14 protein-coding genes are annotated in these 13,955 nt (G+C 67.6%); 6 read left to right on the forward strand and 8 right to left on the reverse strand.

Going from position 1 to position 13,955, the window contains the following annotated elements; translation table 11 throughout:
* Positions 1–178: 178 nt before the first annotated feature.
* The 3 genes from rpmG to K2W61_RS15585 form a co-directional block, all read right to left on the reverse strand.
* A complete protein-coding gene (rpmG, locus tag K2W61_RS15575; protein ID WP_003810296.1) occupies positions 179–346 on the reverse strand; it encodes a 50S ribosomal protein L33 in 168 nt (55 codons plus the stop codon).
* Positions 347–383: 37 nt separating this feature from the next.
* Positions 384–620, reverse strand: coding sequence for a 50S ribosomal protein L28 (rpmB, locus tag K2W61_RS15580; protein ID WP_006390601.1), 237 nt, complete (start codon positions 618–620; stop codon positions 384–386).
* A gap of 369 nt (positions 621–989) precedes the next feature.
* A complete protein-coding gene (locus K2W61_RS15585) occupies positions 990–2,138 on the reverse strand; it encodes a Bcr/CflA family multidrug efflux MFS transporter (protein WP_175135194.1) in 1,149 nt (382 codons plus the stop codon).
* Between the two features lie 209 nt (positions 2,139–2,347).
* On the opposite strand from K2W61_RS15585, the gene K2W61_RS15590 reads away from it, so the two are divergent.
* The 5 genes from K2W61_RS15590 to K2W61_RS15610 all read left to right on the forward strand — a co-directional run bounded on the left by K2W61_RS15590 (position 2,348) and on the right by K2W61_RS15610 (position 7,960).
* Positions 2,348–3,622: a class I SAM-dependent methyltransferase gene (locus tag K2W61_RS15590; protein WP_175135167.1), complete on the forward strand. Its 1,275-nt coding sequence runs from the start codon at positions 2,348–2,350 to the stop codon at positions 3,620–3,622.
* Between the two features lie 415 nt (positions 3,623–4,037).
* Positions 4,038–5,039: an ABC transporter substrate-binding protein gene (locus K2W61_RS15595; protein ID WP_175141857.1), complete on the forward strand. Its 1,002-nt coding sequence runs from the start codon at positions 4,038–4,040 to the stop codon at positions 5,037–5,039.
* Positions 5,040–5,324: 285 nt separating this feature from the next.
* Entirely contained in the window at positions 5,325–6,182 is an 858-nt protein-coding gene (locus K2W61_RS15600; protein WP_175135165.1) for an ABC transporter permease, read from the forward strand.
* Positions 6,179–7,435 carry a quaternary amine ABC transporter ATP-binding protein gene (locus K2W61_RS15605; RefSeq protein ID WP_175135164.1) on the forward strand — a complete coding sequence of 419 codons (1,257 nt, stop codon included), beginning with the start codon at positions 6,179–6,181 and terminating at the stop codon, positions 7,433–7,435. The genes K2W61_RS15600 and K2W61_RS15605 overlap by 4 nt, the downstream gene beginning before the upstream one ends.
* Before the next feature lie 150 nt (positions 7,436–7,585).
* A complete protein-coding gene (locus K2W61_RS15610; RefSeq protein WP_006390595.1) occupies positions 7,586–7,960 on the forward strand; it encodes a tautomerase family protein in 375 nt (124 codons plus the stop codon).
* 33 nt (positions 7,961–7,993) lie between these two features.
* On the opposite strand, the gene K2W61_RS15615 is transcribed toward K2W61_RS15610, so the two are convergent.
* The 3 genes from K2W61_RS15615 to K2W61_RS15625 form a co-directional block, all read right to left on the reverse strand.
* Positions 7,994–8,959 carry a Bug family tripartite tricarboxylate transporter substrate binding protein gene (locus tag K2W61_RS15615; RefSeq protein ID WP_175135163.1) on the reverse strand — a complete coding sequence of 322 codons (966 nt, stop codon included), beginning with the start codon at positions 8,957–8,959 and terminating at the stop codon, positions 7,994–7,996.
* Between the two features lie 83 nt (positions 8,960–9,042).
* Complete coding sequence (locus K2W61_RS15620; protein WP_175135162.1) at positions 9,043–9,516, reverse strand: MaoC family dehydratase; 474 nt, start codon at positions 9,514–9,516, stop codon at positions 9,043–9,045.
* A complete protein-coding gene (locus tag K2W61_RS15625; protein WP_175135161.1) occupies positions 9,513–10,757 on the reverse strand; it encodes a CaiB/BaiF CoA transferase family protein in 1,245 nt (414 codons plus the stop codon). The genes K2W61_RS15620 and K2W61_RS15625 overlap by 4 nt, the downstream gene beginning before the upstream one ends.
* Before the next feature lie 71 nt (positions 10,758–10,828).
* Here K2W61_RS15625 and K2W61_RS15630 point away from each other — a divergent pair, with 71 nt between their 5' ends.
* A complete protein-coding gene (locus K2W61_RS15630; RefSeq protein WP_236756006.1) occupies positions 10,829–11,725 on the forward strand; it encodes a LysR family transcriptional regulator in 897 nt (298 codons plus the stop codon).
* 23 nt (positions 11,726–11,748) lie between these two features.
* Here the strand turns inward: K2W61_RS15630 and K2W61_RS15635 are convergent, their stop codons facing one another.
* Together K2W61_RS15635 and K2W61_RS15640 are read right to left on the reverse strand one after the other, a co-directional pair.
* Positions 11,749–12,762 carry an acyl-CoA dehydrogenase family protein gene (locus tag K2W61_RS15635; protein ID WP_175135159.1) on the reverse strand — a complete coding sequence of 338 codons (1,014 nt, stop codon included), beginning with the start codon at positions 12,760–12,762 and terminating at the stop codon, positions 11,749–11,751.
* Between the two features lie 10 nt (positions 12,763–12,772).
* Entirely contained in the window at positions 12,773–13,924 is a 1,152-nt protein-coding gene (locus tag K2W61_RS15640) for an acyl-CoA dehydrogenase family protein (RefSeq protein WP_175135158.1), read from the reverse strand.
* Positions 13,925–13,955 lie beyond the last annotated feature (31 nt).

Below are 13,955 nucleotides of genomic sequence, written 5' to 3' on the forward strand. Positions count from 1 at the left end.
GAAACCGGGCCAATGTAGGACACGATTGCAGTTTTGGCCCAATTGAAGCATGCGCGGCGCCCTGCGCCAAGGAAAACGGCGCGGGCGCGGGTCGGTCCCATGCCCGGCCGGCCAGGTTCCGCCAATGAAAAAGGCCCTGCGATGCAGGGCCTTTCTGGCTATCCGGATACCGGCTGAATTACTTCAGCTTGGTTTCCTTGTAGTCGACGTGCTTGCGAGCGACCGGATCAAACTTCTTGATCAGCATCTTCTCGGGCATGTTGCGCTTGTTCTTGGTGGTCGTGTAGAAATGACCCGTGCCGGCGGTCGACTCGAGCTTGATCTTTTCGCGGATACCTTTGGCCATGTCGTGCTCCTAGTATGTCAGATTGGCGGGGGGCCGATTAGGCCAGTTCGCCGCGGGCACGCATGTCGGCCAGCACGGCGTCGATGCCGTTCTTGTCGATCGTGCGGATGGCCTTGGCCGAGACGCGCAGGCGCACCCAGCGGTTTTCGCTTTCAACCCAGAACCGGCGCGATTGCAGGTTGGGCAGGAAGCGACGCTTGGTCTTGTTGTTCGCGTGCGAAACGTTGTTGCCCACCATCGGGCCTTTGCCGGTCACTTGGCATACGCGTGCCATGGATGCACCTCATTTATTCTTGCGCATCACCGGGGAGGTAGACGGGGTGTCAGCCGCCGGGCTGTGAGAGGCTTGCCGCCGGGTCTTGCCCGAGGTTTCTGCCATCTTGCCGGCCACCCAGTCTTAGTGGATGAGGGGGAAGATCCTGAGTTTTGATTTCAAACTCCGGGATTTCGCCCAGTGCTTATACCCGCTGCCTGCCATCCGCAAAAATGCGCTTGGGGGTCAGAGTGTTGAACTACAAAGCATAGTAGTCCAGCACGGGAAACTTCATGTGAAGACGTAGATTCTAATACGAAAAATCCAGGTAAATCAAGTGCCAAGGCGCGGCCGGCGGCCAAAGCGTGGTTTCCGTGCCGCGCTTCGGAGTCAGACCGGATGGGACCGGGCCACCCGGCCCGATAGCCACGACAGGCAGGCGCAGGTCGCCAGGGTGGTCGTCAGCGGCAGGGCGCTGTCGGTCTGCCAGGCGCTGACGGCGAAACCCGCCAGGGCCCCGCACGACAGTTGAAGCGTCCCCAGTAGCGCCGAGGCCGCGCCCAGCCGCTTGCCCTGATCGGACAGCGCCAGGGCCGCCGAATTGGGATTCACGAAGCCCTGGCTGCCCATATAGCAGATCAGGCAGGCCATCAGCAAGGGCAGCGTCATCCAGCCCAGCAATGTCAGTGCCACCGCCGCCAGGCTGGCGCAGGCCAGCGAGGTCAGCGCGCGGCGCTGCAGCTGGCGCGGGGTATGGCTGCGCAGCAGGCGGGCGCTGATCTGCGAGCAGACGATGAGCGAGAGCGCGTTGGTGCCGAACAGCAGGCCGTAATACTTGGGATCGACGCCGTACAGTTCGATGAACACCCGCGGCGAGCCGATGATGTAGGCGAACATGCCGGCCTGGCCGAAGCCGCCCGCCAGGCTGTGCGCCATGAAGCCGCGATGCGCGAACAGGGCGCGGTAGTTCTGCATGATGGTGCCCAGGCGCAGCGGCACGACGCGTTCGGGCGCGAGCGATTCCTTCATGATCAGGATGACCGCGGCCATCAGCATGGCGCCGCCGGCCAGCATGACCCAGAACAGGCTGCGCCAGCTGGCGATGCCCAGCAGTTGCCCGCCAGCGAGCGGCGCGAGGATCGGCGCCAGGCCCATGATCAGCATCAGCAGCGACATGGCGCGCGCCGCCTCGTGGGTTTCATAGTGATCGCGGATGACCGCGCGCGGAATCACGATGCCGGCCGCGCCGCCCATCGCCTGGACCACGCGCCAGCCGGTCAGGGCTTCGACCGAGCCAGCCAGGGCGCAGCCGAGCGAGGCGATCATGAACAGCGTCAGGCCCGCCATCAGCGGCGGCTTGCGGCCGTAGCGGTCGGCCATGGGCCCGTAGAACACCTGTGCCAGCGCCAGGCCGATCAGGTAGGCGGCCAGGGTGCGTTCGACGTCGCCACGGGGCACGCCGAGGTTGGCGGCGATCGTCGGGAACGCCGGCAGGTACATATCGATGGCGAAGGGGCCGATCGCGGTCAGGGCGCCCATGAGAATGAGCCAGCCCGGCAGCGCGCCGCGTGGAGAAAGTGTAGGGGGCATGTGGATCGCGAGGCAGATCGCGCAGGGACAGGACGCGGCGCGCTGTATTGCGCGTTTTGCGCCAAGCCAACGACTGTATCACGCGCCGCCTTACACGCAAATGGCGAGGAATTTCCGATACAGTTTGTCGTGTCCGTACGTATTCCAGAGGAGAGGCCGTGAATCCTTTGTTGTCTGTTGTGGAACGCAAGCTCCAGGCGTTGCCCGTGGCGGTGCAACTGGTACTGCCCGATGGCACGGTGATCGGGCCGCCGGATCCCCGGGTCCGCTTCGTGACGCACGACAAGACCGCCCTGGCCCATCTGGCCGAAGGCGCGGTGGGCGTGCTGGGTCAGGATTACGTCGAAGGTCGCATCGACATCGAAGGGTCGATGCGTGACGTGATGGCGGCGGCGGCCGCGTTGCTGCCGGGCTCGCCGGTGGATGCGGCGCGCGGCGGATGGCTGACCGAGCTGGTGCGCAAAGTGATGTCGGTCTGGCGTCACTCGGTCGAGCGCGACGCCCGCCAGATCGAATTCCATTACGACCTGTCCGATGATTTCTACGCCTTATGGCTGGACCCGCGCCGGGTCTATTCCTGCGCCTATTACCGCGAACCCGGCATGAGCCTGGCGCAGGCCCAGGAGGCCAAGCTCGATCACATCTGCCGCAAGCTGCGGTTGCGTCCCGGCGAGCGTTTCCTCGACGTGGGCGCGGGCTGGGGCGGGCTGCTGCTGTGGGCGGCCGAACACTACGGGGTGGATGCCACAGGCATTACGCTGTCGCGCAACCAGCATGCCCATGTCAGCAAGCTGATCCAGGACAAAGGCCTGGGCGGACGCGTGCGGGTGGAATTGCTGGATTACCGCAAGCTCGATGAGGCCGCGCCGTTCGACAAGATCGCTTCGGTCGGCATGTTCGAGCACGTCGGCCGCGCCCAGCTGGAAGGCTACTTCGCCAAGTTGCGGCGGCTGCTCAAGCCGGGCGGGTTGATCATGAACCACGGCATCACGGCGGCCGGCGTGTACAACGCCGAGTTGGGCAGCGGCATGGGCGAGTTCATCGAGAAATACATCTTCCCGGGCGGCGAGCTGACCCATATCAGCGTGGTCATGGAGGCCATGACCAACGGCGGCCTGGAGGAGGTCGATATCGAGAACCTGCGGCCGCACTATGCCCGGACGCTCTGGGCCTGGAGCGACGCGCTCGAGGCGCGTCTGCCGCAGGCCGCGCAGATCCTGAGCGGCGAGCAGGGGGCGCGGTCCCTGCGCGCCTACCGGCTCTATCTGGCCGGTTGCGCCATGGGCTTCGAGCATGGCTGGATCGCGTTGCATCAGGTGCTGGGGCAGCACCCGGCCACGGGACGCGCCGATGAACTGGACGACCCGCCCGACCTGGCCTATCCCTGGCGGCGCGACTATATGTACCGCGACGCACCCGGGCAGGGCGCCTGAAGACGGGGGTTTTGCGGCGCGAGTGTATTCATAAGAATAAAATATTAACGGGATGTATCTTGATTTTCGAGGGGGGCTTTCGCAGGGAAAAACGGCGAATCGTCTCTTGGGAATCAGGGTTTGTCCGGACGTTTTTCGGGCTGAATGTATCTGTTTTGTTCAGGCTCGGGCTTGGGGTGTGCATCAATTTCGGTTAAGATGCTGCCTTCTTCTTTCAGTTTGTTCACTATCTGTGGGTTCTCGAAATCCCTGTTTCGAGGCTCCTGTCTTGCAAGACTCCGCACCCCGCGGATTCTCTTGTTGCTAGTGTCGGTTTGTATTGGCGGTTCTGCCCGTCTTCCGCACAACCCCCTTAGCTCCATGGCACGGTTGGTCCAATGCCGCCGTGTCCCTGAACCTATGGAGGCAAAAGCCAATGCGTTTCACCCCCGTCAAGACCCTGGCCGCCGCGGCCGTCCTGTTCGCCTTCGCCGGTTCGGCCCAAGCCGCCGATGCGCCGCAATGCGAACTCAAGCGTCCGATCAATTTCGGCGGCATGAACTGGGAATCCAATCTGGTCCTGGTCGACATCGAGCGTTTCATCATGGAAAAGGGCTATGGTTGCAAGACCGAAACCCTGCCCACCGAGACCCTCCCGGCCCTGGCCGCGCTTGAACGCGGCGACCTGGACGTCAACACCGAAGTCTGGCTGAACAGCGTTGCCGACCCCTGGGAACGCGCCGAGAAGACCGGCCGCGTCAAGCGGATCGGCGATCTGTACATGGGCGGCGAGGCCTGGTACATCCCGCGCTATACGGCCGAGCGCCTGCCTGAACTGAAGTCGGCGGCCGACCTGCCCAAGTTCAAGGACAAGTTCAAGGATCCCGAAGAGCCGGGCAAGGGCCGCTTCTACGGTTGCCCGGCGGGCTGGGGCTGCGAAGTCACCAGCACCAACCTGTTCAACGCCCTCAAGCTGGGCGACACCTACACGCTGTACTCGCCGGGCACCGGCGCGGCGCAGAAGGCGGCCCTGATGTCGGCCTACAAGCGCAAGCAGAACGTGGTGTTCTATTACTGGTCGCCCACGCCGCTGGTTGGCGCCCTGGACCTGGTCAAGCTTGAACTGCCGCCCTACGACGCCGAAAAGCACAAGTGCCTGACGTCGCCCAAGTGCGCCAAGCCCGAGGCCAGCGCCTATCCCGACAATCCCGTCTTCACCGCAGTGAACACCAAGTTCTCGCAGGAGGCGCCGGTGCTGACCGAGTTCCTGTCGAAGGTCTCGGTGCCGCTGCCCGTGATGAACGAGACCCTGGCCCACATGGAAGACTCCGGCGACGAGTCCGCCGCGGTGGCCAAGTGGTTCCTGAAGAGCAAGCCCGACGTCTGGACCAAATGGGTTCCCGCGGACGTCGCCGGGCGCGTGCAAGGCGCGCTGTAACCCCCGCCGCCTTTCCGGCGGCGGCCCGCTCCGGCCGACCGGGGCGGGCCGCCGGTTTGGACTTTTTCCCCTTGGGATGCCCCCAAGGGGAAAAAGCCCTCCGGCAGGCGCAATGCCCGCCACGCGGGCAAGGCGCAGGCTGTTCCCGCCTGTGCCGCACCGTAAGCGTGTCGCCGTCATCCCTGCCTTTCGTGGTCCTGGCGCGCATTTCCGCCAGGCGATTCGCGGGCCGTGGCCCCTGCCGCGCACCGGATCGCGGCGCACACGCTGAAATGGAGTCAAAACATGTTTCCTGAAATCATTCCTGCCCGCCAGGTGCGGGGGGCCATCGATGGATTCGTCGATCACCTGGTCACCAACTACGCCGACACCCTGGAGAAGCTGTCCCAGCCCGTGCTGCATGCGCTGGTGTGGCTGGAGCAACTGCTGCGCAGTTCGCCCTGGTGGGCCGTGGTCATCGTGACCATCGCGATTGCCTGGCTGGTGAGCCGCCGCATCGGCCTGAGCCTGGCCATGGGGGCGTTGTTGTGCGTGATCGGCGTGCTCGGCCTGTGGGACGCCGGTATGCAGACGCTGGCGCTGATGATCATGGCGGCCGGGTTGTCGGTGGTCATCGGCATTCCGCTGGGCGTGCTGATGGCGCGCGTCAACTGGCTGCGTTCGCTCATGCTGCCGGTGTTGGACGTGATGCAGACCATGCCCAGTTTCGTGTATCTGATTCCGGTCGTGATGCTGTTTGGCCTGGGCAAGATCCCGGCCATCATCGCCACCGTGATCTACGCGGTGCCGCCGCTGATCCGCCTGACCGATCTGGGCATCCGCCTGGTCGACCGCGAGGTGCTGGAAGCCTCGCGCGCCTTCGGCGCCAATCCGCGTCAGCAGTTGTTCGGCGTGCAGCTGCCGCTGGCCCTGCCCAACATCATGGCCGGCATCAATCAGACCACCATGATGGCGCTGTCGATGGTGGTGATCGCCTCCATGATCGGCGCGCGCGGCCTGGGGTATGAAGTGCTGCTCGGCATCAACCGCCTGGAAGTCGGCCGCGGCCTGCTGGCGGGCCTGGGCATCGTGGTGCTGGCCGTGCTGTTCGACCGGATCACGCAATCGTATGGACAGCGCATGCGCATGGGAGGCCAGCGATGAGCAAGATCGAAGTCAAGAACATCTACAAGATCTTCGGGCCGCATCCGAAGAAGTGGCTGCAAGCCGCCCAGGGCGGCATGAGCAAGGAAGCGCTGCTGGCCGAAAGCGGCCACACGCTGGGCCTGCGGGACATCAGCCTGTCGATCGAAGAGGGCAGCATCTACGTCATCATGGGCCTGTCGGGGTCCGGCAAGTCGACGCTCATCCGCCACTTCAACCGCCTGATCGAGCCCAGCGCCGGCCACATCCTGGTCGATGGCGTCGACGTGGTCAGCCTGAACAAGCGCGACCTGGAGACCTTCCGCCAGAAGAAGATGAGCATGGTGTTCCAGCGTTTCGGCCTGTTCCCGCACCGCACCGTGCTGGACAACGCCGCTTACGGCCTGGCCGTGCAGGGCGTGGGCCGGGCCGAGCGCGAACGGCGCGCCCGCGATTGGCTGGAGCAAGTGGGCCTGTCGGGTTTTGAACAGCAGTATCCGCACCAGTTGTCGGGCGGCATGCAGCAGCGCGTGGGCCTGGCGCGGGCGCTGGCCACCGATGCCGAGATCCTGTTGATGGACGAAGCCTTCTCGGCGCTCGATCCGCTGATCCGCCGCGAGATGCAGGACCAGTTGCTGCAGTTGCAATCCAAGCTCAACAAGACCATCGTATTCATTACCCACGACCTGGACGAGGCGCTGCGCCTGGGCAACCGCATTGCCATCCTGAAGGACGGCGAACTGGTGCAGGAGGGCACGCCGGAAGACATCCTGCTGAACCCGGCCAACGATTACGTGCAGTCGTTCCTGCAGGACGTCAATCGCACCAAGGTGCTGAACGCCACCCATGCCGTCAATCCGGCGCGCTTGACGCTGACCATGCGGTCGCGCCCGGCGCACGCGGTCGACCGTATGCGCGCGCTGAACTACGAGTATGCGCCGGTGCTGGATGGCAAGCGCCTGGCCGGCGTGCTGACGCTGCGGGCGGCCGAGCAGGCCGTGAACGAAGGCGGCCGCGACGTGTCGCGCTTCGTTGAGGACCTGGCTTCGGTGCCGGCCACGGCCGGCCTGGGCGAGGTGCTGGCCCAACTGGTGCACAGCGACCAGCCTGTGGCCGTGACGGGCGAGAACGACGAGTTCATCGGCATGCTCTCGCGCAAGAAAGTGGTCGAACTGGTGACGCCGGTGCTGGCGGACACCGCCCAGACCGCCGTGGAGGGCGAGCCGGAGGCGGCCGGGGCGCAGGAACCCGAGCCGCGCGGCGAGGCCGCCTGACGGCTGGCGGCGCCCGCGCCCTGCCAGGGCGCCGGCCAGGGCGGACGGCGCGTCCGCGGAGCGCGGACTTGCGCCCGGGGCCAGTCCGGATATGATGGCTGGCCGGCAATCACTGCCGGCCAGCCATCATTCGGAATATCGGAACCCGTCATGCCAATCTTGAACGTCCAGATCATGCAGGGCCATTCTGCCGCCCAGAAGACCGCGCTGTTGAAAGCGGCGTCGCAGGCGGTGGTCGAGAGCATCGCCGCGCCGCTGTCCAGCGTGCGCATCGTGTTGCAGGAAATCCCCGCCGAGCACGTGATCGTGGCCGGCGAGATCGGCAAGGCCATGGCGCGCGTCGACGCGGCCCTGATCGAAGGCCGCGACGAGGCCAAGAAGTCGGCGCTGATCGCGGCGCTGAACCAGGCCGTGTGCGCCAGCATCGGCATCTCGGGCGAGGACGTGCGGGTGCTGATTCGCGACGTGCCCAAGACCGACATGGGCGTGGCCAACGGCCTGAGCGCCAAGGCCGCCGGCCGCTGACGCCGCGGCGCCAGCCGGCGCCGTGGCGCGAGCCTAGTCGAGCTTGACGCCGGCTTCCTTGATCACCGCGCCCCAGCGCTGGATCTCGTTCCTGATGTAGGCGCCGTATTCCTGCGGCGTCGATCCCAGCGCCTGGGCGCCCTGGGCCTTGAGCTGCTTCTGCATCTCGGGCGATTGCAGGGCGCGACGGATCTCGGCATTGAGCTTGCCGACCACTGCGTCCGGCGTGCCCGCCGGCACCACCACGCCTTGCCAGGCGCCCATCTCGAAGCCTGGGACCACCGTTTCGGCCACCGTCGGCACGTCGGGCAGTTGCGCGCTGCGCTCGCGGCTGGTGACCGCCAGGGCGCGCAGCTTGCCCTCGCGGATGAAGCCCAGCGAATCGTTCAAGGTGTTGGTCATGACCTGCACCTGACCGCCGACCAGGTCGGTCATGGCGGGGGCGCTGCCGCGATAGGGCACGTGCACGGCGTCGATGTCGAGCGAGCGCAGCAGCAGCAGCGCGCCCAGGTGCGTGACGTTGCCGGCGCCCGCCGACCCATACGACAGCTTGCCGGGATGCTGGCGCGCGTAGTCAACGAAGCCGCGCGCGTCCTGCGCCGGCACCGATGGATGCACCAGCAGTACCAGCGGAATCACGGCGGTGGACGACACTGGCGCGAAGTCCTTGACCGGATCGAAGGCCAGTGAACGATAGAGATTGGGGCTGAGCGCGATCGACGAGGTGTTGTAGAGCACGGTGTAGCCGTCCGGCTTGGCGGCTGCCGCGTACTGCATGCCGATGTTGCCGTTGGCGCCGCCCTTGTTCTCGACCACCACGGTCTGGCCCAACTGGTCGGTCAACTGCTTGGCCAGTACCCGCGCCACCAGGTCGGTGGGACCGCCCGGCGGGAAGGGCACCACCATGGTGATGGGGCGCTCGGGCCAGGCGGCCTGGGCGGTGGCGGCGCTACCGAGTGCCAGCGCGACCAGGCCGGCCGCGAGCAATATTTTCTTCATGGTTGTCTCCTTGCTTTGGTGGAAGGGGCGAGGCCCCATGGCGGCGGCGCCCTCTGCGGGACGCCTGTCCGCCGAGCGCCGCGTCAGCCCGGTCGGCCGGCCAGCATGCGCGTCGCGGTGTAGGCCATCACGGGCTTGCCGTGCTGGTTGAAAACCTCGATGGTGGAGCTGACCACGGCACGGTTGTGCTGCGAGGTCGGGCGTACGCCGGTCACTTCGATATCGGCCCAGATGGTGTCGCCGGCCACCACCGGCGCCAGCATTTTCTTGTGGACTTCCAGCAGCGCCAGGCCGGTGCCCTGCACCATGCCCTGCATGATGAGGCCCTCGATCAGGCCGTAGGTCAGGGCGCCGGGGGCGGGGCGGCCCTGGATCGCGCCATGCGCGTAGGTGGCGTCGATGAAGATCGTCTCCAGCATGCCGGTGACGCTGATGAAGTTGACGATGTCGGTTTCGGTGACCGTGCGGCGGAACGTGCGAAAGCGCTGGCCGACGGCGAGGTCCTGCCAGTAGTAGCCCTGGCCGAGCGGGGCGGGGGCGGTGCGGTCTTGGGTCATGCGGAGTCCTTGGGGGAGGCGGGAAGGGTGTCGGTTTGCCGGGCAGCGCCGGTTTGCAGCAGGGCGTCGATGGCGGCGCAGTCCAGGCCGGCTTGCGCCAGCACGTCGCGGGTGTGTTCGCCGAGCCGCGGTGGCATCGCCGGCGGCACCTGCGAGCGCTGCAGCCGCACAGGGTTGCGCGGGAAGCGGTAGTGGTTGCCGGCGGCGCTTTGCAGTGGCTGGAAGAAATCCACGCTGCGCAGGTGCGGGTCGGTCTCCAGGTCTTGCAGGCGGTTGACGCGGGCCGCGGGGATTTCCAGTTTTTCGCACAGGGCCAGCCAGTAGGTGGTGTCGCGCGCCGCGACGATGCCGGCCTGCAGTTCGTAGAGCGTCTCGATGTGGCGGGTGCGCGCGGCGATGTCGCTGAAGCGCGGATCGGCGGCCAGGTCGGGGCGCCCGGCAGCTTCGAAGAAGCTGCGCCAATGAGCGTCGGTGTAGGGCATCAGACAGACATGGCCGTCGGCGGTGCGGCAGGGCCGGCGCCACGGCGTGAGGACACGCGGATAGCCGGCCTCGCCGGGCGTGTCCGCCAGGTGCCGGCCGTAGTAGTGCTCGACCAGCACGTACGAGGCCATGCTTTCGAACATCGGCACTTCCAGTTGCTGGCCCAGGCCAGTTCGCTCGCGCTGGAACAGCGCGGCCAGGATGGCGTGCGCGGCGACCAGGCCGCAGGTCTTGTCCGCCGCCACCGTGGGCAGGTAGCGCGGCGTGCCGGTCTGGCGGTCGGCCAGGTCGGCAAAGCCCGCCAGGCCCTGGATGATGTCGTCGTAGGCAGGCCGGCCGTCGTAGGCGCCGCCGGCGCCAAAGCCGTACAGGCCCGCGTACACCAGCCGCGGATTGCGCGCGCACAGCGTAGCCGGGTCCAGGCCCAGCGCGGCCATCTTGGCCGGCCGCATGCTGTGCATCAGCACGTCGGCGCCGTCCACCAGCGCCAGCAGCGCGTCGCGGGCGGCGGCCTGCTTCAGGTCCAGCACCACGCTGCGCTTGTTGCGGTTCAGTCCCAGGAAAATGGCGGCCAGCCCGGGTTCCTGGGCCGGGCCGGTGTTGCGGGTGGAGTCGCCGGCGGGCGCTTCGATCTTGACGACGTCGGCGCCGTAGTCGGCCAGGATCTGCGAGGCGTAAGGGCCGAACACCACCGAGGTCAGGTCCAGCACGCGCAGGCCGCCGAGGGCGGTGGCTTGGGGAAGGGAAGCGGAAGTCATGGCGGGAATCCTATCGGCGTGGCCTATACCCGTCTAATATGGCTTTGGTATTGCTTGATATGGAATCCGTTATGGCTATCGATCTACGGCAGTTGCGCCAGTTCGTCACCATCGCCGAACTGGGCAGCTACCGTCGCGCCGCCGATACCCTGCACATCGCGCAGCCCGCGCTGTCGGTGTCGATCCAGAAACTGGAGCATGCGGTTGGCGTGCCGCTGCTGGCGCGTGGCGCCAGGGGCGTGACGCTGACCCCGGCGGGCCAGGCACTGATGGCCGACGCCCGCCGCGCGCTGTTCCATAGCGAGCAGGCGCGCCAGGCCGCGCGCCGCGTGGCGTTGGGCGAATGGGGCACGCTGCGGCTGGGCTTTGTCGGTTCGGCCACTTACACCTTGCTGCCGCGCTGCCTGCCGGTGTTTCGCGCGCAGTATCCGGACGTGCAACTGGAATTGCGCGAGGACAGCACCGTCGGCCTGGCGGCGATGCTGCGCGCCAACGATATCGACGCGGGCCTGGTGCGGGGGCCGCTGGCGGATGACCCGGCGCTGGAATCCTGGGTGGTCGAACGCGATGATCTGATCCTGGCGGTGCCGGCGGGCCATGCGCTGGCTGGCGCCGGCCCGGTCAGCCTGGCGCGGGCCCGCGGCGAGAGTTTCGTGATGTACTCGCCGGCCAAGGTGCCAGGCCTGCATGGCGTGGCGCTCGCGCTGTGCCGCAAGGCCGGCTTCTCGCCGCGCATCAGCCAGGAGGCGATCCAGGTGCAGACGCTGGTCAGCCTGGTGGCCAGCGGCATGGGGCTGGCGCTGGTGCCGGGCGTGACGCGGGCCTACTCCACGCCGCTGGTGGCATTCGTGCCGCTGGCCGACGCCGAGGCGCGCGAGGCGTTGTCGCTGTCGCTGGTGACGCACCGCGCCACGTCCTGCGCAGCGGTGCTGCGCCTGCGCGACAGCATGCTGGCGCAGGGGGACTGACCGGCGTGGCCGGCGGTTGAGTTTCAGGCAGCTTCGCGATCGAACAGCGCGGTGCGCAGGTAGGAGACGACGTCATCGCCGCCATCCAGCGCGTGCGCGCCGATGCGCGCGTGCCAGTGGGATTCCGAGCCGGCGGCCAGCCGCCATTCGCGCAGCCGGCGCGTGTACAGCTGCAAGTCGTATTCCTCGGTGACACCGATGGCGCCGTGCACCGCGTGGGCGATATCGGCCACGCGCGCTACCGCCAGGCTGGCGCGGGCCTTGCCGAGCGCGGCCAACAGCGGTTGCGGCAGGCCGTCGCGGCCCTGGAATGCCAACTGCGCCGCCATGCGCGCGGCCCATACCTGTTCAGCCATCACGCTGATCTGCTGCTGCACGGCCTGGAAGCGGCCTATCGGCTTGCCGAACTGCCGCCGCTGGTTGGCGTAATCCAGTGTCATCGACAGCACGCGCTCCATGGCGCCGGCGATCAGGCCGGCGCAGGCGGTGGCCGCCAGTTCGTCCAGGGCCGGCAGGCCGGCGCCGGCCTCGATGCGCACGCCATCGTCGAGCGACCAGCGCGCTGGCGCGTCCAGGCTGCCGTGCACGCCGCTGGGTTCGATGGTGGCGGCGCGGGCCGGGAGCAGCCAGATCTGTTCGCCGATGCGAGCCAGCACCGCGTCGGCGCCGCGGATCCAGGGGACGTTGGCGCCCGTGGCCTGGCGCGCGGACACCTGCCAGCCATGCGGCGCCAGCGCGATTGATCCGGTGACCGGGGCGTGGCCGGCTCGTGCCAGCCAGGCGCGCGCCAACAGCGTGTCGATGATGGGGTAGGGACACAGGTGGCGGCCGGCGGCGGTGGCCAGCGGCAGCGCCTCGGCCAGCGCCAGGCCGGCGCCGCCCTGGGGTTCGGGCACCAGCGCGTCGGCGAATCCGGCGTCCTCGCAGGCGCGCCAGGCTTGCGCGGGCGCCTGGCCCTGCTCGGCCTGGCGGATCACGTCGGGCGTGCAGGTCTGCGCGAACAAGCGTTCGGCGGCATCGCCAAAAATCGAATCCATGATGGGGTTCCTATCGAAGGCCGAGGCCGCGCGCGATGATGCCGCGCAGGATTTCGCGGGTGCCGCCGCGCAGCGAGAAGGTGGGGGCGACCTGTTCGAGATAGGCCAGCGTGCGCAGCAGTGGCAAGGGCGGCGGCTGCTCCGGACGGCGCCCCAGCGCGTCGGCGATCAGGCGCGGGATGTCCTGTTCCAGTTCGGTGCCGAGGTCCTTGACCAAGGCCGCTTCGATGGCGGGACTCTGGCCCGCCGCCAGTTTGCCGGCGATCGCCAGCGAGAGCGCGCGCAGCACCGCCATCTGCGACAGGATGGCGCCCAGCAAGGCTTGGTCGGCGCTGTCCTGCGCCGCGCCGTCGCGGCCGTGCGCCAGCCAGCATTGCAGCAGTGCAATGCTGGAATACAGGCGTTCCGGCCCGCTGCGCTCGAACGCCAGTTCGGCGTTGACCTGGGCCCAGCCCGCGCCTTCCTGACCGATGAGCGCGTCCGGCGCCAGTTCGACGTTGTCGAAGAACACTTCGGAGAAATGCGCGTCGCCGGCCAGGTCCTTGATCGGCTTGATGGACACGCCCGGCAGCGACAGGTCGACGATGAGTTGCGACAGGCCCTGGTGGCGGTCCTCCGGCGTACCCGAGCTGCGCGCCAGCGCGATCATGTAGTGCGAGCGGTGCGCATTGGTGGTCCAGACCTTGCTGCCGTTCAGGCGCCAGCCGCCCGCCACCGGTTCGGCGCGGGTGCGGATGCTGGCCAGGTCGGAGCCCGAGCCGGGCTCGCTCATGCCGATGCAGAAGAAGGCCTCGGCGCGGCAGATGCGCGGCAGGTAGAAGGCCTTCTGCGCCGGCGTGCCGAGCTTGAGGATCAGCGGCGCGCTCTGGCGGTCGGCGATCCAGTGCGCCGAGACCGGGGCGCCCGCTGCCAGCAGTTCCTCGGACAGCACGAAGCGCGCGAAGTGGCCGCGTTCGGCCCCGCCATATGCGCGCGGCAGCGTCAGGCCGAGCCAGCCGCGTTCGGCCAACTGGCGGCTGAACGCGGCGTCATAGCCCATCCAGGAGCGGGCGCGTTCGTCGGGTTCCAGTCCGTCCAGGGCCGCGGCGAGAAAGTCGCGCACCTCGGCGCGCAGGGCTTCGTCCTGGGGGGGGATGGCGGTCAGTTCCAGCGTATCGATCATGGGTGGGTCCGGTCTGGCGGGCGCCGGAGGC

It is taken from the genome of Achromobacter pulmonis (assembly GCF_021733725.1).
In the GTDB taxonomy this organism is placed as follows: domain Bacteria; phylum Pseudomonadota; class Gammaproteobacteria; order Burkholderiales; family Burkholderiaceae_B; genus Achromobacter; species Achromobacter pulmonis.

Excerpts from the sequence above, each read along its gene's own strand:
- rpmG (WP_003810296.1), bottom strand. The coding sequence starts at position 346 with ATGGCCAAAGGTATCCGCGAAAAGATCAAGCTCGAGTCGACCGCCGGC.
- rpmB (WP_006390601.1), bottom strand. The coding sequence starts at position 620 with ATGGCACGCGTATGCCAAGTGACCGGCAAAGGCCCGATGGTGGGCAAC.
- K2W61_RS15585 (WP_175135194.1), bottom strand. The coding sequence starts at position 2,138 with ATGGGCGCCCTGACCGCGATCGGCCCCTTCGCCATCGATATGTACCTG.
- K2W61_RS15595 (WP_175141857.1), top strand. The coding sequence starts at position 4,038 with ATGCGTTTCACCCCCGTCAAGACCCTGGCCGCCGCGGCCGTCCTGTTC.
- K2W61_RS15600 (WP_175135165.1), top strand. The coding sequence starts at position 5,325 with ATGTTTCCTGAAATCATTCCTGCCCGCCAGGTGCGGGGGGCCATCGAT.
- K2W61_RS15605 (WP_175135164.1), top strand. The coding sequence starts at position 6,179 with ATGAGCAAGATCGAAGTCAAGAACATCTACAAGATCTTCGGGCCGCAT.
- K2W61_RS15610 (WP_006390595.1), top strand. The coding sequence starts at position 7,586 with ATGCCAATCTTGAACGTCCAGATCATGCAGGGCCATTCTGCCGCCCAG.
- K2W61_RS15615 (WP_175135163.1), bottom strand. The coding sequence starts at position 8,959 with ATGAAGAAAATATTGCTCGCGGCCGGCCTGGTCGCGCTGGCACTCGGT.
- K2W61_RS15620 (WP_175135162.1), bottom strand. The coding sequence starts at position 9,516 with ATGACCCAAGACCGCACCGCCCCCGCCCCGCTCGGCCAGGGCTACTAC.
- K2W61_RS15625 (WP_175135161.1), bottom strand. The coding sequence starts at position 10,757 with ATGACTTCCGCTTCCCTTCCCCAAGCCACCGCCCTCGGCGGCCTGCGC.
- K2W61_RS15630 (WP_236756006.1), top strand. The coding sequence starts at position 10,829 with ATGGCTATCGATCTACGGCAGTTGCGCCAGTTCGTCACCATCGCCGAA.
- K2W61_RS15635 (WP_175135159.1), bottom strand. The coding sequence starts at position 12,762 with ATGGATTCGATTTTTGGCGATGCCGCCGAACGCTTGTTCGCGCAGACC.
- K2W61_RS15640 (WP_175135158.1), bottom strand. The coding sequence starts at position 13,924 with ATGATCGATACGCTGGAACTGACCGCCATCCCCCCCCAGGACGAAGCC.